The sequence below is a fragment of the Flavobacterium rakeshii genome (genome assembly GCF_009741375.1).
Taxonomy (GTDB): Bacteria; Bacteroidota; Bacteroidia; order Flavobacteriales; family Flavobacteriaceae; genus Flavobacterium; species Flavobacterium rakeshii.
On the sequence record NZ_WOWP01000024.1, the window covers coordinates 18,299 to 38,994 of the forward strand.

Consider the following 20,696-nt stretch of genomic DNA (forward strand, 5'->3'; position numbering starts at 1 on the left):
ACTGTAAGAAATGAAAAAGTCAATTTTGAACTTTCTTGCTTTTGCTATATTTACAGGTATGGCAGCACAAGAAAAAACAGACCTCCCGGGGAATACTTCCCTCCCATCGTCAAAACAGCAACTTGAAAAACTCGCAGCACAGGAAAAAGGCAGCTACAAGTATTCGGTAGAAGATTATTTTAAAAAACCGATGCAAAGCTCGTTTAAGTTTTCGCCTGATGGCAAGTTTTTTTCCTATATGGAAAAAGATGATAAGGGAAAAAGACATGTGTATGTAAAAAACACAGCAACCGATAAAGTAACCCGCGTTATAGAAGAAGGTAAAGACCTTGTAAGAGGTTACGGATGGGCTAACAACAACAGGCTTATCTACATTATGGATAACGGCGGAAATGAAAACTTCCACCTGTTTGCTGTAAACCTTGACGGAGCTAACCAAAAGGAACTTACTCCGTTTGACGGCGTAAGGGTAAACCTGCTAAGCATATTAAAGGATCAAAAAGATTACATGATTATCGAAATGAACAAAGATAATCCGCAGGTATTTGAACCTTACAAAATCAACATCAATACAGGTGAACTGGAAAAGCTTTTTGAAAATACCGATCTATCCAATCCTATAAGCGGTTATGATTTTGACAAGGATGGTAACCTTAAGGCTTACACACAGCAGCAAAACGGCACCGACTATGTTCTCTATTACAGGCTTGGTAACGACAAACCTTTCAAAAAAGCTAAGGAAACCAACTGGCAACAACAGTTTGCTATACTGGAATTTAATTATGCCTCATCAAATCAGCACGATGCATACGTATTAACCAATTTGGACAACGACACCAAAGAAATTGTACTGTATGATTTTGAAAAGGGTAAAACAATAAAAAAGATATTTTCTAACGATACCTACGACCTAAGTGGTACTGAAACTTCCAGAAAAAGAGGATATGAACTGGATGCTTATTACTATACCGGAGAAAAATCGGAAGTGATACCTGTTAGTGAAACCTACAAAAAGCTATATAAAAAGTTTAAAAAGCAATTTGGAGACAAAGAAGTTTCTATCAGTAATGTAACTGACAACGAAGACAAATACCTGCTTTATGTAGGTAGCGATAAGCTTTATGGCATCTATTACTTTTATGATGCCGAAAAAGACACCTTTAAGGAAATATTCAACCTGATGCCAAACCTTAAAGAAGAGGACATGGCAGAGATGCGTCCGGTAAAATTTACCTCAAGGGACGGACTTACCGTTTATGGTTACCTAACCATCCCTAACGAGGCTAAAAACGGGAAAAAAGTTCCGCTTATTGTAAACCCTCACGGCGGCCCTTACGGACCAAGGGATGCATGGGGCTTTAACCCCGAGACGCAACTTTTTGCAAGCAGGGGTTATGCTACACTACAGGTTAACTACAGAGGTTCCGGCGGATATGGTAAAGCATTTTACCTTGCCGGGAACAAACAGATAGGCCGAAAAATGCTTAATGACCTTGAAGACGGTGTAGCTTATGTGAAATCGCTTGGCATGATAGATGATTCTAAAATAGCCATTTACGGAGGTAGCTATGGCGGACTGGCAACTCTTGGAAGTCTTGTAAAAACACCTGATTTATATACATGTGGCGTGGACTATGTAGGGGTATCTAATTTATTTACCTTTTTTAAATCGTTTCCTCCTTACTGGAAACCTTATCTAAAACAGGTTTATGCCCAATGGTATGATGAAACATCACAAACGGATATCGAAATCATGAAACAGGTATCTCCTGCTCTTAATGTAGATAAGATAACCAAACCTCTGTTTGTGGTACAGGGAGCCAATGACCCAAGGGTAAACATAAACGAATCAGACCAGGTAGTAGAAAACCTTAGGAAACGTGGTTTTGATGTGCCTTACATGGTTAAATATAACGAAGGGCATGGTTTTGGACATGAAGACAACAGGCTTGAGCTTTACAAATGCATGATGGGCTTTTTTGCAAAGCATTTAAAATAATAAAAGTAATCATATTTAGAGCCTCCTATTTAGGAGGCTTTTTGTTTTGTATTGGGAAAATTTTAAGAAAACAAACCTTACCTTTAAAATAACCAACTACAATACAACATATTATGAGTAAAAAAACAACCTATCTGTTTTTCTTTTTATTACTAACGGTATTTATGATCTCCTGTGCAGGGTCAAATACACAAATCACAGGATCGTGGGCTAATAAAGAGAAAATAAAAAATGAGAAGATAAAAAGCGTGTTCATCGCTGTACTTACTTCAAACATGAGTGCTAAAACTGTACTGGAAAACGAACTGGCTTTTCAGGCAAGCCAGAGAGATGTAGAGAGTTTTAAAAGTCATAATGTATTCACACGAACTTTCACTAAAGACAATATGCCGTCAAGAGACGAACTACTTAAAGCAATAAGAGCGACAAATGCTCAAACCATTTTTACCGTAGCATTAAAAGACAGGGAAACCTCTACACGATATGTTCCCGGTTCTACCTCTTACTATCCAATGGGTATGGGAATGGGATATTATGGTAATTTTTACGGATATTACTCCAATGTTTACCCTATGATGTACGATCCCGGATATTACACAACAGATAAAACCTATTACCTGGAAAGTAACTTATATGATACAGCTAGCGAAGAGCTTATTTGGTCGGCACAATCTGCCACTTACAACCCTACAGATTTAGAGAATTTTGTAAAAGGGTATACCGAAACTCTTTTAAAACAACTGGAAAAAGACGGAATCATAAAAAAAGCTGAACTATAAGTTCAGCTTTTTTCTTTTATTATCTGTCGGCGTTTTGACGCTCTACCATCCATTGCGGATATTCTTTTGGCAGGGCACTCAATTCGTCAAGCAATTGTAAATCTTTTTCGGTTAGCTCAACATCAACCGATTTGATATTGTCCTGAAGCTGACTGATATTTTTAGCACCTATAATTGTACTGGTAATTCCCTGTTGCTGGCGTACCCATGCCAGGGCTACCTGTGCCGGGGTCACGTGGTGTGCCTCCCCTATTTGTACAAGTCCGTCAATAATATCATACGCCTTATCCTTGTTTACAGGAGGAAAATCGAAAGTTTCTCGGCGTGATCCCGAAGCCTGACCTTCCCTAGTGTATTTACCGGAAAGGAAACCACCGGCAAGCGGACTCCAAGGCATAATAGCAAGGTTTTGATCTAAAGCCAAAGGAACAATCTCTCTTTCAATATCACGCCCCGAAAGCGAATAGTAATATTGCAGGCCAATAAATTTATTCCATCCGTTCTTCTCAGCTATCCCCTGTGCTTTCATCACCATCCATGCCGGCCAGTTACATACGGCAATATACCTTACCTTACCCGATAGTATTATATCATTAAGTGCTCTCATGGTTTCTTCAACCGGAGTACGATTATCCACACCGTGCACATATAATATATCAATGTGATCGAGTTGCAAACGTTGCAGGCTTTCATCAACAGAATTAAATATGTGGTAGCGTGACAAACCTATACTGTTTGGCTTTTCATCCATACGACCACGCACTTTTGTGGCTATAACCAGTTCGTTTCTGTTCAGCCCTAAATCTTTTACAGACTGCCCTAACAGCCTTTCAGATTCTCCATAAGAATACACGTTAGCCGTATCTATAAAGTTAACTCCCGAATCTACTACAGCCTTCATTAGTCCGTTTACCTCTTCCTGCTGAATTTTACCAATAGCCTCCCAAAATCCTCTTCCGCCAAACGTCATTGTACCAAAGCAAATTTCAGAAACTAACAGTCCTGTGTTTCCTAAAAAATTGTACTTCATTGTTTTTTGATTTATATGATTAGAATTATAACTGCTATGCAGTTACACAAATTTCATCATAATATCAGCGACTTATATTGCTCCAATCAATCAGATTATTACAAAATTCAAACAATTACCTTTTAGGAAGTACCGAAGCAATACTAAGTAATAAAAAAGAAATAACAACAGCTGCAGTACGAATGCTATGCCATTTGTTCCATGGGCCTTCAAAAGTTTCCCGCATACCTGAAATGGTTTCCTGACTTGCATTTCCTATATCAAAAGCTTCGAGAGCATCATTTAAAGGCACATTCCCTAAAATGGTAATACCAAACAGTCCTATAACGTAAAATGCTGCCGAAAGACCAAATAGTGAAAAATTAATTGTAAGTCGGCCATCATACTGTAAATAGGCATTTAAAGGAAGTAAAATAACGGTTCCAAAAAAGCACATAAAAAATACCGGATTAAGTATTGCCCTATTTATAGACTGCATTGCTAAAAGATAGGCAGAATCATTAAGTTGACCCAAACCGGAGTTTACAGAAAATGAATAAGAAAAAAACAGCCCGGCCATGAGCGCCGTAGACAATAAAGTTAAAATATGAATAATGAAGGCAAAAGTATTCATAATATAATCTTTTTGAGTTGATAGTAGCTTCTAAATGGTTTTGGAAAAATACAATAAAAAATATATTATGCAAAAAAAGAAAGGGCTATAACAAGCTGATTATCAGAAACAGTACCCCTATAAAATGAAAAACCCTTCTATTCGAAAATAGAAGGGAAGCCGGTAAACCACACCTTACCTTAATTTATCCGGCTTTTTTTTATCTTTATACGAAGATATGCATTTTTTGGTTTTAAAAATTAAATAATTATTTAATTTTTAATTACACTACAAAGTAACAAAAAATAGTTGAATTAACCTCGCGTTTCTTTCCTTAAATTCGCCATTTTAACAGCTACGATAGCAGCCTCGGTACCTTTATTACCGTGTTTGCCACCGCTACGATCAATAGCCTGCTGTAAAGTATTGTCTGTCAGTACACAAAAAACCACAGGAACATCGGTTAAAATATTCAGGTCTTTAATACCTTGTGCAACTCCTTCACAAACAAAATCAAAATGTTTAGTTTCACCCTGTATTACACTACCTATAGCGATAACAGCATCTACATTTTGGGTATCAATCATTCTTTTTGAACCATAAATAAGTTCAAAACTTCCCGGCACATCCCATTTCACAATGTTTTCTTCTTTAGCGCCGTTTTCAATTAAAGCCTCAAAAGCTCCTTTATATAAATTTTCAGTAATGGACTCATTCCATTCTGAAACAACAATCCCAAACCGAAAATCTTTCGCGCTTGGGACCATGTTTTTATCGTATTGTGATAAATTTTTGTTAGCTGTAGCCATTTACAGTTATTCTGTTGCTGCTATGTAAGCATCAATATTATTAGCTTCAGGAGCCGACTCATATTTCGTTTTTAACTCATTGAAATATTTGTTAGCCTCTTCTTTTTTACCTAATGTTAAAGCAGTTTGTCCTGCTTTGAAAAGAAAACGAGGTGTAGCAAGAGCATCATCACCCATTTTTGCAGCTTCAGCATAATACTTTAAAGCTTCTTCGTTTTCACCTGTTTGAGCAAAAGCATCACCAATTCCTCCTTTAGCAAGAATACCGGTTGTTAGCTCTTTACCTTTATACTCCTGTAAACGCTCTACAGCTTCTTTATATTTACCTGTATTAAGGTAAGCCATACCAGCCATATAATTAGCTACGTTTGCAGCATCTGTACCAGAATAGTTTTCTACTATAGATAAAAGTCCCATTTTAGCTTCTCCACCTTCAAGTGCAAGATTGTATAATGAATCTTTCTCTGTTACTGTTGTAGCGTTAGAAGCCTGAATAAAGTACTGTTGTGCCTGGAATGAATCGTTAGCAGCTTCAGTTTCTTTTGGCTCAACTACAACGCGTCCATAAAACAAATAACCTACAAGAGCAACTGCAATTACAGCAACTGCAATAATGATTGGCTTTTGGTTATTGGCTACCCATTCTTCAGTCTTTGAGGCTTTTTCGTCAAGTGTATTAAACACTTCCTCAGTTGTACTTTGACCGTCAAAAGTTTCTTCCGGTTCTACTTCGTTCACCTCAGCTGGTTTTGGAGCTTTATATCCTCTTTTGTTATATGTTGCCATCTAATTTAATTTAGTGAGCCGCAAAAATAAAATTTTTATTGAATATTAAAATACCTTTTTGTCGATATTTTTCAATAATTTGCATGCTCTTTTTATAAAAGTATACTAATTATACAATGTTCTCACTATCAAGAACACAGTTACAAATGTACCTAAAAAATTTATCCCTCCTAAACTACAAGAATATATCTGAAGGCAATTTTGAGTTTGACTCAAAGATTAATTGTTTTGTGGGAAAAAACGGAATAGGCAAAACAAATGTACTGGATGCAATATACCATTTATCTTACGGAAAAAGCTATTTTAACCCTCTTGCAATACAAAATATAAAGCATGGAGAGGAGTTTTTTGTAATAGACGGCACTTTTGAAAAGAATGACAGAAGTGAACAAATTGTATGTAGCCTTAAAAAAGGACAGAAAAAAGTTTTAAAACGAAACGGAAAAGCATACGATAAGTTTTCAGAACACATAGGCTTCATACCTCTGGTTATCATTTCCCCTTCAGATAATGACCTTATTATGGAAGGAAGCGAAACCAGACGTAAGTTTATAGACAGTGTTATTTCGCAACTGGATCCCACTTACCTGCAGGAACTAATAAGTTACCAAAAAGTAATTGCCCAAAGAAATGCCTTGCTTAAGTATTTTGCCCTTAACCACACTTTTGATAAAGAAACACTGGGTATATATAATGAGCAGTTAACCGCATTAGGCCATTCGGTATTCGAGAAAAGAAAAAAATTCCTAGCCGATTTTATTCCAATATTCAATGCACACCATCATGCCATAACCAGTTCGGCAGAAAACATATCATTAGTATACCAAAGTCAGTTGCACGAACAAACACTTGATAAGCTACTGGAGGAAAACCTGCAACGTGACAGGGTACTGCAATACACCAGTGTAGGCATACACAAGGATGACCTTTCGTTTGAGATAGATGAACATCCTATTAAAAAATTTGGATCACAGGGACAGCAAAAATCTTTTTTGATTGCGCTTAAACTTGCCCAGTTTGACTTTATGAAGAAACAAAGCGGCGTACTCCCTATCCTTTTATTTGATGATATTTTTGATAAGCTTGATGAGACCCGGGTTTCTAAAATAGTACAAATGGTAAACGATAAGGTTTTTGGACAGATTTTTATATCTGATACCCATCCTGAACGTACCGAAGAAATTGTGAAGTCTACTCACCAAAGTTATCGTATCTTTACCTTATAACTTATACAACTATGTTACCAGCAACCATACTTCCGTTTCTGGAAGACCTTAAACAAAACAATTACCGTGATTGGTTTCAGGCAAATCAAAAAAGATATGCCGAATATAAAAAAGACTACAAAGCTGTGACTGAAGCCCTGATTAGTGAAGTTAGCGCAGGAGATGAGTCATTAAAACATCTGGAGTTTAAAAACTGCTCTTTCAGAATAAACAGAGATATCCGTTTCTCTAAAGACAAATCTCCCTATAAAACCAATATGGGGATATGGATGTCGGCAGGAAATAAGGAATTCAATATGGGAGGTTATTACCTTCATATAGAAAAAGGAGCCAGCTTTATTGCGGGAGGACTACACATGCCCGACCCGATTTCACTGAAAAAAATGCGTCGTGAAATTGCAGGCTTTTACGAAGACCTTGAAGAGATACTGAAAAATAAGGAGTTTAAAAAACTTTACGGAACACTGGACAGGGAACAAAGCCTGAAGACCGCTCCTAAAGATTATGATAAAGATCATCCGGCAATTGAGTTCTTAAAGCTTAAAAGTTTCACTGTAACACATAAGCTTAGCGATAAAGACCTTGCCAGTAAAAACTTTATTGGAGAGACTGCAAAAAAATTATTGGTTATGCAACCGTTTATAGAATATATAAACCGTGCCATGACTACCGAAGAGTAGTTAAAATATGTAATTTTGCCACTGGTAAACTAACCCATAATTATGGAAATCATTTCAAACTACCCGCTTAAAAATCATAATACTTTTGGAATTGAGGCTTTTGCCGATGAATTTGTTTCGGTTAACTCTGTAAACGAACTTAAAGAGGTTCTTCAGGAAAACTCAGGCAAACAAAAATTCATACTTGGAGGTGGCAGCAATATGCTGCTTACCCAAAACATCCATTCATTAGTTATACATGTAAACCTTAAAGGTAAAGAAGTAGTTTTTGAAGATGACAACCATGTACATTTAAAAGCTATGGCTGGTGAAAACTGGCATGAGTTTGTACTTTACACCATACAACACAATTATGGCGGACTGGAAAACCTGTCACTCATTCCCGGTAATGTGGGCACCACTCCTATACAAAACATAGGCGCTTACGGCACTGAGATAAAAGACACTTTTGTATCCTGTGAAGGTATGGATATCGCTACACAGCAAATAAAAACCTTTACAAAAGAGGAATGCGAGTTTGCGTATCGTGAAAGTATTTTCAAGAATAGTTTAAAAAACAAATACATTATAGTATCGGTTACCTACAAGCTAACCAAAAAAGACCATAAAATCAACACTGCTTATGGGGATATTATGGCACAGCTATCTCAAAAAAACATTACAACACCGGGAATAAAAGATGTTAGCGATGCAGTAATAAATATTAGACAAAGTAAATTACCCGACCCAAAAGAACTAGGCAACAGCGGTAGCTTTTTTAAAAACCCTATTATCTCTAAAGAAGCCTTTGATCAGGCTTACTGTCAGCATCCTGAAATGCCGCATTATATAATTTCTGAAACCGAAGTAAAAGTCCCTGCCGGCTGGCTTATAGAACAGTCGGGCTTTAAAGGCAAACGTTTTGGCGATGCAGGTGTGCATGCAAGACAGGCTTTGGTACTTGTAAACTATGGCAACGCCACAGGTCAGGAATTATTGAACCTGTCCCGAAAAATACAGGAAACCGTATATAACAACTTCGGCATCCGTATTGAGGCTGAAGTTAATATTATATAGTTTTTTTATTACAATTATTACCTAACACTTAACAACAAACAAAAGGAAGAAACAAGACTTTTTCCTAATTTTGCACCATTAAAACGCCAATCAAAAAATACCTGTATGCTTAACATTACCTTCTATATATTTATCGGTATTACCGCAATACAACTATTTTATTACCTTATTGTTTTTGGGAAATTCGCTTTTTCTAAACCAGATAAAGGCAGCCCGAAAAAAATCCCTGTTTCTGTTATTGTTTGTGCTAAGAACGAGGCAGAAAACCTAAAAAAATACGTTCCGCTTATTGCCGAACAAAATTATCCCGACTTTGAAGTAGTACTTATAGACGATGCCTCTAGCGATGAAACACTCGATGTGCTTGAAGAGTTTGAGAAACAGTACTCAAACGTACGTTTGGTTAAGGTAGAAAACAACGAAGCCTTTTGGGCTAATAAAAAATTTGCCGTTACCTTAGGTATCAAGGCCGCTACAAAAGACTATTTATTATTTACTGACTCTGACTGCTACCCTTCTTCAAACGAATGGTTGTCACAAATGAGCACACAGTTTACACAAACAAAAACCATTGTACTGGGATATGGCGCTTATGAAAAAGTAAAACGCTCTTTCCTTAATAAAATAATCCGTTTTGACGAAATGCTTAGGGCAACACAATATATGTCGTGGGCAAAAATGGGATCACCTTATACCGGAGAAGGCCGTAATATGGCTTATAAAAAAGAGGAATTCTTTAATGCTAACGGCTTTATGAGCCACATGCATGTAAGAAGCGGTGAAGATGCCATGTTTGTTAACCAGGTAGCTACAGGAAAAAACACTACCGTTTGTTACACTCCCGAAAGCTTTACCTACTGTCCGCCAAAAAAATCATTCGGGCAATGGTTTGCACAAAAAAAGAGGCAGGTATACCTACACTCTCAATTTAAAACCGGAGACAAAATAAAAATACGCCTGTTCTTTATAGCACAATTGTTATTTCCACTATTCGCTGCCGGGCTTTTAATTGCCGGTTTCGACTGGATGTTTGTTGTACCTGTTATAGGTTTCCGCTACCTTATAGCATGGTTAACCGTAGGCTACAGCGCAGGCAAGCTAAAGGAGAAAGATGTAATATACTGGTTCCCTTTTATAGAAATATTCCTTATCTTCACACAGCTTAATGTTTACATAAGCAATATGTTCTCTAAACCTGTACTTTGGAAATAAATTCTCAACTTATACAAAGCAATATAGAAAAGGCAAAAAAGGGCGACCAGGTTGCCTTTACTTTTTTATTGGATTTTTTTTGGAACGAAGTATATGGCTTTATGCTTAAACGTACCCAAAACGAAACCGATACCGAAGATATTGTTATAGAGACATTCGCTAAGGCTTTTGACAGGATTGCTACCTACAACCCTGAATATGCCTTTAACACCTGGCTTATAGCCATCGCTAAAAATGTACATATAGACATTTTAAGAAAAAAGAAGTCTTCACTGTTTATAGAAATTACAGATGAAGAAGACCAACAGGCTTACAATATCGCAGACAGCTCCCCTACTGCCGAAGATGAACTGATTAAGGAACAAAACCTTTCCAGTCTTTTGGAATGTATTAAGCAATTAAAATCACATTATCAGGAGGTAATACAGTTACGCTATTTTCAGGAACTAAGCTATCAGGAAATTGCCGAACAACTTAATGAACCTCTTAATAATGTAAAAATAAAACTGCTAAGAGCAAAAAAACTACTTGCCGATATAATTCGAAACGGTAAAAAGAAAAAATAAAACTATTCTTTTCTGCCCTACTCAACCTTTTTTATCTGCAGAGAACACCTTTACATCTCATAAATAAACAAGGATATTTTTCTTAATGTAAAAAAATCACTTTTTTACACAATAAAATATTATAAGAATTTTATAGTATTTCTTACAATATCAAAAACACCGAAAACGTTTTAGTATAAAAATCATTCCTTATTAACAAACTTTAAATCATCTTATTATGTCAAAAGTAAGCGTTTTCGAAAAAAAATGGATAGACCTTGTTTTTGAAGGCCGTAACCAAAAATACGGAGCCTACCAGCTTCGTCAGCAAAACCCTAAACATACAGTTATTGCCTTATTTCTGGGCGTTGCTCTAGTAGTAGGTTTAATTTCCATACCTGTAATTGCAAACAAATTAGCGCCTAAGCAAGACACAGAGCTAGCCGATAATCAAACTGAGCTTGACGATCCGTTTGTATTTGTCGATTTAACAAACGACATTCCCCTTCCTGATGTACCAGAGCCGGAACCTGTTATACCGGAACCGCCTGCAGAAGCTGCAGCACCTGTAACCGCTACAACAGAATTCACAACACCTGTTATAGTAAGTGCTAGCGAGGTAACTGCTGCTTTACCTACTATTAAAGACTTTGAAAACTCAGACCCAGGGCAGGTAACTACACCGGGTAACCCTAACGGAGAAATAAATATTGGTACACCAAACGGAACAGGAGACCGCACAGATGGCGGAACCGCTAATGGAGATGAAAACGGAACAGGTGCAATAGAAATTTTCAAATTAGATGTAAAACCTGATTTCCCCGGTGGAATGAATACGTTTTATAAAACTGTAAGTGACCGTTTCACATCACCTGACACTGGTAAAGACATGACTCTCAAAGTATTTGTTTCTTTCATTGTAGAAAAAGATGGCTCAATGTCTAATATAAAAGTAATAAGAGATCCCGGATACGGAATGGGCAATGAAGCCATAAGGGTACTTAAAAGTATCAAAACAAAGTGGAATCCGGGTATAAAAAACGGTAAACCTGTAAGAACTGCCTACAATTTACCTATAACCCTTAACATAAGATCTTAAAAAAAGCCCCTGATTAGGGGCTTTTTCTTTATAAAAGAATAACATTTTTAGAGCTTTAGCCATAAAAATGAATCATTACATAATATCCACAAATATACCTTATCTTTGCTGTCTAAAGTTTTTATTATGGAAACCGTATTAGATACTGCAAAACCAACTGCCCAAAACGGACTGCTTACTCAAAAGCCTAAATGGCTTAGGGTTAAGTTGCCTACAGGGAAAAAATATACTGAATTAAGAGGACTGGTAGATAAGTATAAACTGCATACCATATGTACATCAGGAAGCTGCCCTAACATGGGTGAATGCTGGGGTGAAGGTACCGCTACTTTTATGATACTGGGTAATGTTTGTACACGTTCATGTGGTTTTTGTGGTGTTAAAACCGGAAGACCTGAAACGGTAGATTGGGATGAGCCGGAAAAAGTGGCACGCTCTATCAAACTAATGAATATTAAACATGCCGTTATTACCAGTGTAGACCGTGACGACCTTAAAGACGGAGGTTCTATTATATGGGCCGAAACCGTTAAGGCTATCCGCAGGATGAATCCTACCACCACACTGGAAACTCTTATACCCGACTTTCAGGGAATTGAGAGAAACATAGATCGTATTATTGAGGTTGCCCCAGAGGTTGTTTCGCACAACATGGAAACAGTAAAAAGACTTACTCGTGAGGTACGTATACAGGCAAAATACGAGCGTAGCCTTGAAGTACTTCGTTACCTTAAGGATAATGGTATTAATCGTACAAAATCGGGAATTATGCTTGGACTTGGTGAAACTGAAGAAGAGGTTATCCAAACCATGCACGATTTAAGAGCAGTAAACCTTGATGTACTTACTATAGGTCAATACCTGCAGCCAAGTAAAAAACACCTTCCTGTAAAAGAGTTTATCACTCCGGATCAGTTTAAGAAATATGAGGAAATAGGCCTTGAGCTTGGTTTCCGCCACGTAGAAAGCGGCGCTCTTGTACGTTCTTCATACAAAGCACAAAAACACATCCTTTAATAGCTTTTTGCTGTAATTGTTTTTAAAACAATGGACAAAAAAATAAAGATTGCCATAAACGGTTTCGGTCGCATAGGCCGAAACCTTTTCAGGCTCTTACTTAACCACCCTGAAATTGAAGTGGTAGCCATTAATGATATTGCCGATGCAAAAACAATGGCTCACCTTATTAAGTATGACAGTATTCACGGCATACTACCCCATGAAGTTACCCATACAGAAACTTCGATTATCATTGACGGAAAAAGCTTTCCTTTTTTAAGAAACAAACTGGTTAAGGATATTAACTGGGCTCAGTTTGACATTGATATTGTTGTGGAATCTACAGGGAAATTCAAAACTCTTGAAGATGCCAACCAACATCTTGAAGCAGGAGCCAAAAGGGTATTACTTTCGGCACCACCGGAAGACGATAGGATAAAAACGGTTGTACTGGGAGTTAACGAACTAATACTTGACGGAACTGAAAAAGTAGTCTCTAACGCCAGCTGTACTACCAACAATGCAGCACCAATGATGAAGGTGATAAATGACCTTTGCGGAATTAATCAGGCTTACATCACAACAGTACACTCTTATACTACAGATCAAAGTCTGCACGACCAACCTCATAAAGATTTAAGGCGTGCCCGCGGAGCAGCACAATCCATAGTACCTACAACCACAGGTGCCGCAAAGGCGCTTACTAAAATTTTTCCCGAGTTTGACGGCAAAATTGGCGGTAGTGGTATACGAGTACCGGTACCAGACGGTTCACTAACCGATATTACCTGCTATGTAAAACGTGAAGTAAGCATTGAAGAGATAAACAGTGCCTTCAAAAAAGCATCGGAAAACGAATTGAAAGGTATACTTGCCTACACCGAAGACCCTATAGTATCGGTAGATATTTTAGGCAACAGAAATTCATGCCTTTTTGATTCGCAGCTTACATCGGCACTCGATAAAATGGTAAAAGTGGTAGGATGGTATGATAACGAAATAGGTTATTCATCCAGAATAATAGACCTTATTCTCCATTTAAACAAATAAGCTAATAACGGGCAATCAGCTCTTTTATAAGCATTCGTACTTTAGGCTCGGCTTTTGCTGCTGCCTCAAGCACCTCTTTATGGCTTACAGCCGCCACACTTTTCTCATCGCTTATATCGGTAATTACCGAAACACCAAAGCATTCCATCCCCATGTGTTTGGCTACAATAACCTCTGGCACGGTAGACATACCTACGCAGTCAGCACCCAGTATTTTTACCATTCGGTATTCAGCATGTGTTTCAAAAGTAGGCCCCTGTAACCCAAGGTATATTCCGTCTTTCACATCAACCTGCAATTCAACCGCAATTTCCTTCGCCTGATTAATCATTTCATGACTATACGGTTCGCTCATATTTACAAAACGCGGACCGAAACGTTCATCATTAGCACCTCGCAAAGGGTGCTGAGACATAAAATTGATATGATCATAAATCAGTACAATATCCCCCACTCTGTAAAACGGATTCACACCTCCCGAAGCATTAGAAACAATAAGGTGCTCCACACCTAAAAACTTCATTACCCTAACCGGAAAAGTAACCTCCTGCATACTGTATCCTTCATAATAATGAAAACGCCCCTGCATAGCAACCACGCTTTTGTTGCCTATTTTTCCAAATATTAAATTACCGTGATGTCCGGCTACTGTTGTTCTCGGAAAGTTTGGAATATCTTTATAAGGAATAGTAAACTCTACATCAATATCATCGGGAAAGTTACCGAGTCCGGAACCCAGTATGAGTCCGAATGACGGAGTATAAGCGGTTTTTTCTTTAAGATAATTAACCGTTTGCTGTACTTTTTCCCACATAGTTTAAAACTGTTTTATTAAAATCGTCTCCGTTAGTAATAAAAGAAGTTTTTATAGGCAGATAAAACAGTTTTCCGTCAGGCATTTTATCTTTAAGCCTTACATAATCCTTTTCGGTAGTCACCACAATCCTGTTTTTTGCAGCGGCAAGTATATCATCAATATCCTTGGCTGAAAAATCATGATGATCAGGATAGGTCAAACATACATCAGAACTGTTTTTTAACTGATCGAAAAATGGCTTAGGTTTAGCTATTCCGGCAACCAGCACCTTATCTTTCTCCTTTACTTCTTTTGTAGAAATTTCACTGCTATCACCATAAACAACAGTATCATATTCTATAGCAGTAAAGTACACCTTTTGCTCGGGTTGCGGTCGTAATTTTTTCTTAATTTTTCCCTGCTCTGCTTCTGTGATATCCACAGGGCATTTGGTCACCACAATTACATCAGCCCGTCTAGCTCCACTCCCGCCCTCACGAAGGTTTCCGGCAGGCAATAAATAATCATCGGCATAAATATCGCCATAGGCAGTAAGCAGTATATAAAAACCAGCCTTGACTTTACGGTGCTGGTAAGCATCATCAAGTATAATTACTTCAGGCCCCGGATTAAGCTGCAACAAACTTTCAATACCGTTTATCCTATTAGCATCTACCGCCACATTAATATCAGGAAATTTACTGTAAAACTGATAAGGTTCATCGCCCAGTATATCGGCGTTTGCATTGCCATCCGCCAAAACATATCCCTCCGATTTTCTTTTATACCCCCTACTTAAAGTCGCAAGCTTGTAATTGTCTTTCAGTAATCGTATAAGATATTCGGTTTGAGGTGACTTACCTGTACCTCCGGTACTCAGGTTACCAATAGCAATAACAGGCACATTAAATTGCTGTGACTTAAAAAAACCAACATCATATAACAAATTACGCAAAGCAGTAACCGCAAAATAAATTAAAGAAAAGGGAAAGAGTAGCCTGCGCAAAAAAATCATATACAAATATTTTTCACAAAGATAATTTTTTAATACATCAATTACCTAAAAATAAAAATGCCCTGCAAAGCAGGGCATTTTTTATTATAACTTTAAAAAGATATTATCCTTTTGTATAAACTGTTACATAAGTTGCCTGAACACCACCCATTGATTGAGTCTCACCTAATCTTAACTCAGTATCTGTAAGAGTAATGATTTCAGCAGTAAAAGACTCATCACCATATGTTGCAGTGATAGTATTACCTTCTTTTACCCATGTACCCTCATCGATCTCTTCAGTACATGAAGATCCGTAATAGTAAACATCGTTAACAGCACCTCCAGATAGGAATTCAATGTAGTCTTGATCACAACCTTCAGTATGCTCATAATCAAAAAACTGTTCTTGCCCATTAGCAGTAACACCTTCTTTAACAGGAATCCATTTCCCTTCAATAGAACCTGAAGAACCGTTATCGTCATCACCACTACAAGATACCATTGAAAACCCTACTACAAGGGCAGCCATTGCAAATTTAAATTTTTTCATCGTTTAGATTGGTTTGTTTTTAGTTAAGCGGCAAACTTAATATTTTTTTTTAAAAAACCAAACAATACACGTTAAATAATTAAAAAAATACCTACAAAAAACTTTTTTATTTATGTTTATATTTGTTGAAAGTTTAATTATTTATGAAAATAAAAGATATACTTGCCGTTTTAGAAAAAATGGCTCCGTTAGCCTATGCCGAAGATTTTGATAATGTGGGCCTGCTTACCGGCAACAGCAATAACGAAGCCACCGGAGTACTGGTATGCCATGATGCCCTGGAAAGCATTATTGATGAAGCCATTGCAAAAAACTGCAACCTTATAGTTTGTTTTCACCCTATATTATTTTCGGGGCTCAAAAAAATCACCGGAAAAAACTATGTAGAACGTAGCATTATTAAAGCGATAAAAAATGACATTGCCATTTTTGCCGTTCACACCGCTTTAGACAACCATAAGCATGGCGTAAACAAAATATTTTGTGATGCTTTAGGATTAAAAAACACTTCTGTTTTAATTCCAAAAGAAAACTACATCCGTAAGCTTATCACTTTTACCATACCCGAAAATGTAGAAAAACTGCGTAATGCATTGTTTGATGCCGGAGCCGGAAACATAGGCAATTATGAAAACTGTAGCTTTACCTCACAGGGGTTTGGGTCCTATCAGGGAAATGAAGACAGTAATCCCACTATAGGCTTACCTGGTGATTTTGTAGAAGATAAAGAGATTAAAGTCGAGGTAACTTTTGAAAAACACTTAGAATCCAAAATACTGAAAGCCCTTTTTAACAACCATGTTTATGAGGAAGTAGCCTATGAGATTTACAGCCTTGAAAACAAACATCAAAATATTGGTTTAGGGATGATAGGTGAATTTGAACAACCTATGAACGAGAAAGACTTCCTGCTTTTTGTAAAAGAAAAAATGGAAGCCGGAGGTATAAGACATAGTGCTTTTACAGGCAAACCAATTAAGAAAGTAGCTGTATTGGGAGGCTCAGGGAGTTTTGCCATAAAAAGTGCTATCGCTAAAGAAGCAGACGCTTTTTTAACTGCCGATTTAAAATACCATCAGTTTTATGAAGCAGAAAACAGGCTTTTACTGGCCGATATTGGACATTTTGAGAGCGAACGTTACACAAAAAATTACATTGCCGAATATTTAAGCGAGCGAATAAACATCAATATAGTAGTAGCAGAAACTAATACCAACCCTGTTAATTACCTTTAATTTAAAACAGCACACCCCAAAGCCAGGAAACTGAAGTTGCTAACCCAACAAAGAAAACAATACCCATTGTTACTACAATAGAACTCAACATTAACGTCACTAACTTATCTTTAAATAAAGGGGGATTAGATATTTGTTTGTTTGATTTAAAGTTTAGACTTTCTCGCAATCTTGACCTCTTTAAAGCCTCAGCTTCCAGAGTGTTAAGCTTTTGAATAGCATAATCAGGCAATCCTGACTTATCACCCCTGTATTTAATATCTCTTAAAATCTGGATTGGCGAATAGTTTACTGATTTCTCATAAACTGTTACACAATCCTTAATAGTGTTATCATCAGTCTCGGTGAGTATCCAATATAACCCTGCTGCATCATAAAAACCGCTTTTATAATAAACCTCTGCAAGTGCTTCCCTAACCTCCATATTATCCGGACAGACATTAATAAGATTACGCAACCTGTTTACAGCTTTTAACTTAAGCCCTTCGCTAATTTCATGGTTAGATTTTTCAATCTGATTTTTTACATTCATGGCTCTATATTGTAAATGCTAATATAAATTATTATCTTACCCCATTAAACAAAAAATTATATAGGTTTATTATCTTACGAAAAAAATCCCTAATTTTGCAATCATTTTATCGCAAGAAAATACAAATCCAGTTAAGTACTTATAAATATGGCGAATACCAAGGAATTAAGTGTTGAAGAAAAGTTAAGGGCACTTTATGATTTACAGTTAATTGATTCAAGAATAGACGAAATCAGAAATGTAAGGGGTGAACTTCCTCTTGAAGTGGAAGACCTTGAAGATGAAGTTGCAGGATTAAGTACAAGGCTTGACAAACTTAAAAGTGATCTGGAATCTATTGAGGATCAGATCAAAGAAAAGAAAAACGCTATTGACGAGCACAAAACTGCAATCAAAAAATATACTGAGCAGCAAAAAAATGTTCGCAATAACCGCGAATTCAACTCTCTTACTAAAGAGATCGAATTCCAGGAGCTTGAAATCCAGCTTGCTGAAAAGCACATTAAGGAGATGAAAGCTTCTATTGAGCATAAAAAAGAGGTAATTGGTCAGTCTCAGGAAAGACTTGAGGCTAAACAAAGCCACCTTGACCATAAAAAATCAGAGCTTGGTGCTATTATGGCTGAAACTGAGAAAGAAGAAAACTTCCTTATCGAAAAATCAGCTGAGTACCAGGAGCAAATCGAAGAAAGACTTCTTGCTGCTTACAAAAGAATAAGAACAAGCGTAAGAAACGGACTTGCAGTTGTTTCTATTGAAAGAGGTGCTTCTGCCGGATCATTCTTTACTATACCTCCACAAACTCAAATGGAGATTGCTTCCCGTAAAAAAATCATCACTGATGAGCACAGCGGAAGAATTTTAGTAGACAGTATGCTTGCTGACGAAGAAAAAGAAAAAATGGAACAATTGTTCGCTAAATTATAATATTTAAGCCCCGCCAATGCGGGGCTTTTTTAACTGCCATGCAGAAACTGATTACCTTTATCCTGTCTAAATCCATAGGGCTCTACATAAACACACTCAGTTATATTGCTCCACAGAAAGCAAGTAAATTGGCATATAAATTTTTCAGTGAGCCCCGAGACGGCAGATTATCCAAAGACAATCTTCCTGACATACTTAAAGAGGCCGAAGCTGAAATTATTACTCACAACAACTTTATTTTCCAAACCTATATTTGGAAAGGTAACGATACTAAAGTACTTCTTGTTCACGGATGGGAAAGTAATGCTTCCCGATGGGAACTACTTATGCCCTACCTTAAAAAATCAGGCAGTACCATTATTGCTGTAGATGCTCCTGCACATGGCTTATCGTCAGGACATGAGTTCAGCGTTCCGCGTTATTCTGAATTCTTAGATATCGTAGTGAAGGAATTCCAGCCACAATACATGATTGGCCACTCTATGGGAGGTGCCACTGCTGTGCATTATCAGTCACAATACCCTAACGAGATTATCCAAAAAATGGTGATACTAGGCGCACCCAGTGACCTTAACACACTGCTAAATAATTATGCCGGTATACTAAGCCTGAACCTAAACGTAATTCAGTTACTCAAAAAACACTTCTTTAAACACTTTAAAATAAAGACCGAAGAGTTTTCGGGCGGTATTTTTGCCACTACAATAAAAGCAAAAGGACTGATAGCCCACGATGAAAAAGACGAAGTAGTATCGTTTAAAGAAGGTAAAAAAATAGCCGAGGCATGGCCTAATGCCGAATTTATAGCTACAAAAGGACTTGGACACAGCATGCATGATGATGCCCTTTACAACAAAATATACTCCTTCCTTTTTGAAAGCTAAAAGCGTATCTTTGCACGATGGAAGAGCTTAAGCGTTTAAACAAATTTATTTCGGAAACCGGATACTGTTCCCGCAGGGAAGCCGACAAACTTATTGAAGAAGGCCGTGTAACCATTAATGGCGTTGTACCGGAAATGGGAACCAAAGTAAGCCTTGAGGATGAAGTACGCATTGACGGAAAACTGATTACCGAAAAAAGAGGAAAAAGCGTTTACCTTGCCTTCAATAAACCTGTAGGTATTGAATGCACCACAAACCCCGATGTTAGAAACAACATTGTAGACTACATAAATTACCCTACCCGTATATTCCCTATAGGACGCCTTGACAAAGCCAGTGAAGGCCTTATTTTTATGACCGATGACGGCGATATTGTAAACAAAATACTAAGAGCCCGTAACAACCACGAAAAGGAATATATCGTAACGGTAAACAAACCGATTACCGACCGTTTTATACAACGAATGGGTAACGGTGTACCAATTTTAGATACCATAACCCGTAAGTGTAAAGTGGAGCAGGTTAGCAGATACATTTTCAGGATTGTGCTTACACAGGGACTTAACAGGCAAATTCGCCGTATGTGTGAGTTTTTGGGATATGAGGTTACCGCACTTAAACGTATACGAATTATAAACATTTCACTGGACGTGCCTGTAGGCCGCTACCGCGACCTTACCCCAACAGAGATAAAAGAACTCAACAAACTTATATCTGACTCCAGTAAGACGGAAGAAGCCAGCTTACCTAAAGCTAAAACCGAAAACAAAAAACCGTTTACCAATAAGCCTAAAAATACAGGCAGAAACGAAAACGGCAACCGAAACAGGAAAGGCGACTTCAGGAAGAGAAAATAATCCATACCATAAAGGGAACTACAATATTTTGTATCTTTGATTGAATTTCGCAATCA

22 protein-coding genes are annotated in these 20,696 nt (G+C 37.4%); 14 read left to right on the top strand and 8 right to left on the bottom strand.

What is annotated here, in order from left to right:
* Window positions 1-10 precede the first annotated feature (10 nt).
* Together GN157_RS07435 and GN157_RS07440 are read left to right on the top strand one after the other, a co-directional pair.
* Window positions 11-1,999, top strand: a complete 1,989-nt coding sequence (locus tag GN157_RS07435) for a S9 family peptidase (protein ID WP_157482608.1) — start codon at window positions 11-13, stop codon at window positions 1,997-1,999.
* Between the two features lie 113 nt (window positions 2,000-2,112).
* Window positions 2,113-2,778, top strand: coding sequence for a hypothetical protein (locus GN157_RS07440; protein WP_157482610.1), 666 nt, complete (start codon window positions 2,113-2,115; stop codon window positions 2,776-2,778).
* 19 nt (window positions 2,779-2,797) lie between these two features.
* On the opposite strand, the gene GN157_RS07445 is transcribed toward GN157_RS07440, so the two are convergent.
* The 4 genes from GN157_RS07445 to GN157_RS07460 form a co-directional block, all read right to left on the bottom strand.
* Window positions 2,798-3,808, bottom strand: a complete 1,011-nt coding sequence (locus GN157_RS07445; RefSeq protein ID WP_157482612.1) for an aldo/keto reductase — start codon at window positions 3,806-3,808, stop codon at window positions 2,798-2,800.
* A gap of 115 nt (window positions 3,809-3,923) precedes the next feature.
* Window positions 3,924-4,421, bottom strand: a complete 498-nt coding sequence (locus GN157_RS07450; RefSeq protein ID WP_157482614.1) for an anthrone oxygenase family protein — start codon at window positions 4,419-4,421, stop codon at window positions 3,924-3,926.
* A 293-nt stretch (window positions 4,422-4,714) separates the two neighbouring features.
* A complete protein-coding gene (gene ribH, locus GN157_RS07455; RefSeq protein WP_035130167.1) occupies window positions 4,715-5,209 on the bottom strand; it encodes a 6,7-dimethyl-8-ribityllumazine synthase in 495 nt (164 codons plus the stop codon).
* 6 nt (window positions 5,210-5,215) lie between these two features.
* A complete protein-coding gene (locus GN157_RS07460; protein ID WP_157482616.1) occupies window positions 5,216-5,995 on the bottom strand; it encodes a tetratricopeptide repeat protein in 780 nt (259 codons plus the stop codon).
* A 146-nt stretch (window positions 5,996-6,141) separates the two neighbouring features.
* Here GN157_RS07460 and recF point away from each other — a divergent pair, with 146 nt between their 5' ends.
* The 8 genes from recF (at window position 6,142) to gap (ending at window position 13,862) form a co-directional block, all read left to right on the top strand.
* Window positions 6,142-7,221: a DNA replication/repair protein RecF gene (gene recF, locus GN157_RS07465; protein WP_157482959.1), complete on the top strand. Its 1,080-nt coding sequence runs from the start codon at window positions 6,142-6,144 to the stop codon at window positions 7,219-7,221.
* An 11-nt stretch (window positions 7,222-7,232) separates the two neighbouring features.
* Window positions 7,233-7,901 (top strand): DUF2461 domain-containing protein, encoded by a 669-nt coding sequence (locus tag GN157_RS07470; RefSeq protein WP_157482618.1) that lies wholly within the window; start codon window positions 7,233-7,235, stop codon window positions 7,899-7,901.
* Between the two features lie 42 nt (window positions 7,902-7,943).
* Window positions 7,944-8,957, top strand: coding sequence for a UDP-N-acetylmuramate dehydrogenase (murB, locus tag GN157_RS07475; RefSeq protein ID WP_157482620.1), 1,014 nt, complete (start codon window positions 7,944-7,946; stop codon window positions 8,955-8,957).
* 105 nt (window positions 8,958-9,062) lie between these two features.
* On the top strand, window positions 9,063-10,169 hold the full coding sequence (locus GN157_RS07480) for a glycosyltransferase (protein WP_157482622.1): 1,107 nt from the start codon (window positions 9,063-9,065) through the stop codon (window positions 10,167-10,169).
* Window positions 10,160-10,735 carry an RNA polymerase sigma factor gene (locus tag GN157_RS07485; protein ID WP_157482624.1) on the top strand — a complete coding sequence of 192 codons (576 nt, stop codon included), beginning with the start codon at window positions 10,160-10,162 and terminating at the stop codon, window positions 10,733-10,735. The genes GN157_RS07480 and GN157_RS07485 overlap by 10 nt, the downstream gene beginning before the upstream one ends.
* A gap of 217 nt (window positions 10,736-10,952) precedes the next feature.
* Window positions 10,953-11,813 carry an energy transducer TonB gene (locus GN157_RS07490; protein WP_157482626.1) on the top strand — a complete coding sequence of 287 codons (861 nt, stop codon included), beginning with the start codon at window positions 10,953-10,955 and terminating at the stop codon, window positions 11,811-11,813.
* A 126-nt stretch (window positions 11,814-11,939) separates the two neighbouring features.
* Complete coding sequence (gene lipA / locus GN157_RS07495; protein WP_035130145.1) at window positions 11,940-12,830, top strand: lipoyl synthase; 891 nt, start codon at window positions 11,940-11,942, stop codon at window positions 12,828-12,830.
* Window positions 12,831-12,860: 30 nt separating this feature from the next.
* A complete protein-coding gene (gap, locus tag GN157_RS07500) occupies window positions 12,861-13,862 on the top strand; it encodes a type I glyceraldehyde-3-phosphate dehydrogenase (protein WP_157482628.1) in 1,002 nt (333 codons plus the stop codon).
* A 1-nt stretch (window position 13,863) separates the two neighbouring features.
* Here gap and GN157_RS07505 read toward each other — a convergent pair whose 3' ends face one another.
* From GN157_RS07505 to GN157_RS07515, 3 genes are all read right to left on the bottom strand, one after another.
* Window positions 13,864-14,676, bottom strand: coding sequence for a purine-nucleoside phosphorylase (locus tag GN157_RS07505; protein ID WP_157482630.1), 813 nt, complete (start codon window positions 14,674-14,676; stop codon window positions 13,864-13,866).
* Window positions 14,648-15,673 carry a tetraacyldisaccharide 4'-kinase gene (lpxK, locus tag GN157_RS07510; protein ID WP_157482631.1) on the bottom strand — a complete coding sequence of 342 codons (1,026 nt, stop codon included), beginning with the start codon at window positions 15,671-15,673 and terminating at the stop codon, window positions 14,648-14,650. The genes GN157_RS07505 and lpxK overlap by 29 nt, the downstream gene beginning before the upstream one ends.
* Before the next feature lie 103 nt (window positions 15,674-15,776).
* The gene (locus GN157_RS07515; RefSeq protein WP_157482633.1) at window positions 15,777-16,205 is read right to left on the bottom strand and encodes a lipocalin-like domain-containing protein; all 429 of its coding nucleotides are present in this window, start codon (window positions 16,203-16,205) and stop codon (window positions 15,777-15,779) included.
* Window positions 16,206-16,348: 143 nt separating this feature from the next.
* Between GN157_RS07515 and GN157_RS07520 the strand changes: the two genes are divergently transcribed.
* Window positions 16,349-17,440, top strand: coding sequence for a Nif3-like dinuclear metal center hexameric protein (locus tag GN157_RS07520; protein ID WP_157482635.1), 1,092 nt, complete (start codon window positions 16,349-16,351; stop codon window positions 17,438-17,440).
* Window position 17,441: 1 nt separating this feature from the next.
* Here the strand turns inward: GN157_RS07520 and GN157_RS07525 are convergent, their stop codons facing one another.
* Window positions 17,442-17,972, bottom strand: coding sequence for a DUF6584 family protein (locus GN157_RS07525; protein WP_157482637.1), 531 nt, complete (start codon window positions 17,970-17,972; stop codon window positions 17,442-17,444).
* A gap of 147 nt (window positions 17,973-18,119) precedes the next feature.
* Between GN157_RS07525 and GN157_RS07530 the strand changes: the two genes are divergently transcribed.
* From GN157_RS07530 to rluF, 3 genes are read left to right on the top strand one after another with little or no spacing between them, the layout of a single operon-like run.
* Window positions 18,120-18,899 (top strand): zinc ribbon domain-containing protein, encoded by a 780-nt coding sequence (locus GN157_RS07530; protein ID WP_157482639.1) that lies wholly within the window; start codon window positions 18,120-18,122, stop codon window positions 18,897-18,899.
* Window positions 18,900-18,937: 38 nt separating this feature from the next.
* A complete protein-coding gene (locus GN157_RS07535) occupies window positions 18,938-19,783 on the top strand; it encodes an alpha/beta hydrolase (protein WP_157482641.1) in 846 nt (281 codons plus the stop codon).
* A 17-nt stretch (window positions 19,784-19,800) separates the two neighbouring features.
* On the top strand, window positions 19,801-20,640 hold the full coding sequence (gene rluF / locus GN157_RS07540; RefSeq protein ID WP_157482643.1) for a 23S rRNA pseudouridine(2604) synthase RluF: 840 nt from the start codon (window positions 19,801-19,803) through the stop codon (window positions 20,638-20,640).
* Window positions 20,641-20,696 lie beyond the last annotated feature (56 nt).

Excerpts from the sequence above, each read along its gene's own strand:
- GN157_RS07435 (WP_157482608.1), top strand. The coding sequence starts at position 11 with ATGAAAAAGTCAATTTTGAACTTTCTTGCTTTTGCTATATTTACAGGT.
- GN157_RS07440 (WP_157482610.1), top strand. The coding sequence starts at position 2,113 with ATGAGTAAAAAAACAACCTATCTGTTTTTCTTTTTATTACTAACGGTA.
- GN157_RS07445 (WP_157482612.1), bottom strand. The coding sequence starts at position 3,808 with ATGAAGTACAATTTTTTAGGAAACACAGGACTGTTAGTTTCTGAAATT.
- GN157_RS07450 (WP_157482614.1), bottom strand. The coding sequence starts at position 4,421 with ATGAATACTTTTGCCTTCATTATTCATATTTTAACTTTATTGTCTACG.
- ribH (WP_035130167.1), bottom strand. The coding sequence starts at position 5,209 with ATGGCTACAGCTAACAAAAATTTATCACAATACGATAAAAACATGGTC.
- GN157_RS07460 (WP_157482616.1), bottom strand. The coding sequence starts at position 5,995 with ATGGCAACATATAACAAAAGAGGATATAAAGCTCCAAAACCAGCTGAG.
- recF (WP_157482959.1), top strand. The coding sequence starts at position 6,142 with ATGTACCTAAAAAATTTATCCCTCCTAAACTACAAGAATATATCTGAA.
- GN157_RS07470 (WP_157482618.1), top strand. The coding sequence starts at position 7,233 with ATGTTACCAGCAACCATACTTCCGTTTCTGGAAGACCTTAAACAAAAC.
- murB (WP_157482620.1), top strand. The coding sequence starts at position 7,944 with ATGGAAATCATTTCAAACTACCCGCTTAAAAATCATAATACTTTTGGA.
- GN157_RS07480 (WP_157482622.1), top strand. The coding sequence starts at position 9,063 with ATGCTTAACATTACCTTCTATATATTTATCGGTATTACCGCAATACAA.
- GN157_RS07490 (WP_157482626.1), top strand. The coding sequence starts at position 10,953 with ATGTCAAAAGTAAGCGTTTTCGAAAAAAAATGGATAGACCTTGTTTTT.
- lipA (WP_035130145.1), top strand. The coding sequence starts at position 11,940 with ATGGAAACCGTATTAGATACTGCAAAACCAACTGCCCAAAACGGACTG.
- gap (WP_157482628.1), top strand. The coding sequence starts at position 12,861 with ATGGACAAAAAAATAAAGATTGCCATAAACGGTTTCGGTCGCATAGGC.
- GN157_RS07505 (WP_157482630.1), bottom strand. The coding sequence starts at position 14,676 with ATGTGGGAAAAAGTACAGCAAACGGTTAATTATCTTAAAGAAAAAACC.
- lpxK (WP_157482631.1), bottom strand. The coding sequence starts at position 15,673 with ATGATTTTTTTGCGCAGGCTACTCTTTCCCTTTTCTTTAATTTATTTT.
- GN157_RS07515 (WP_157482633.1), bottom strand. The coding sequence starts at position 16,205 with ATGAAAAAATTTAAATTTGCAATGGCTGCCCTTGTAGTAGGGTTTTCA.
- GN157_RS07520 (WP_157482635.1), top strand. The coding sequence starts at position 16,349 with ATGAAAATAAAAGATATACTTGCCGTTTTAGAAAAAATGGCTCCGTTA.
- GN157_RS07525 (WP_157482637.1), bottom strand. The coding sequence starts at position 17,972 with ATGAATGTAAAAAATCAGATTGAAAAATCTAACCATGAAATTAGCGAA.
- GN157_RS07530 (WP_157482639.1), top strand. The coding sequence starts at position 18,120 with ATGGCGAATACCAAGGAATTAAGTGTTGAAGAAAAGTTAAGGGCACTT.
- GN157_RS07535 (WP_157482641.1), top strand. The coding sequence starts at position 18,938 with ATGCAGAAACTGATTACCTTTATCCTGTCTAAATCCATAGGGCTCTAC.
- rluF (WP_157482643.1), top strand. The coding sequence starts at position 19,801 with ATGGAAGAGCTTAAGCGTTTAAACAAATTTATTTCGGAAACCGGATAC.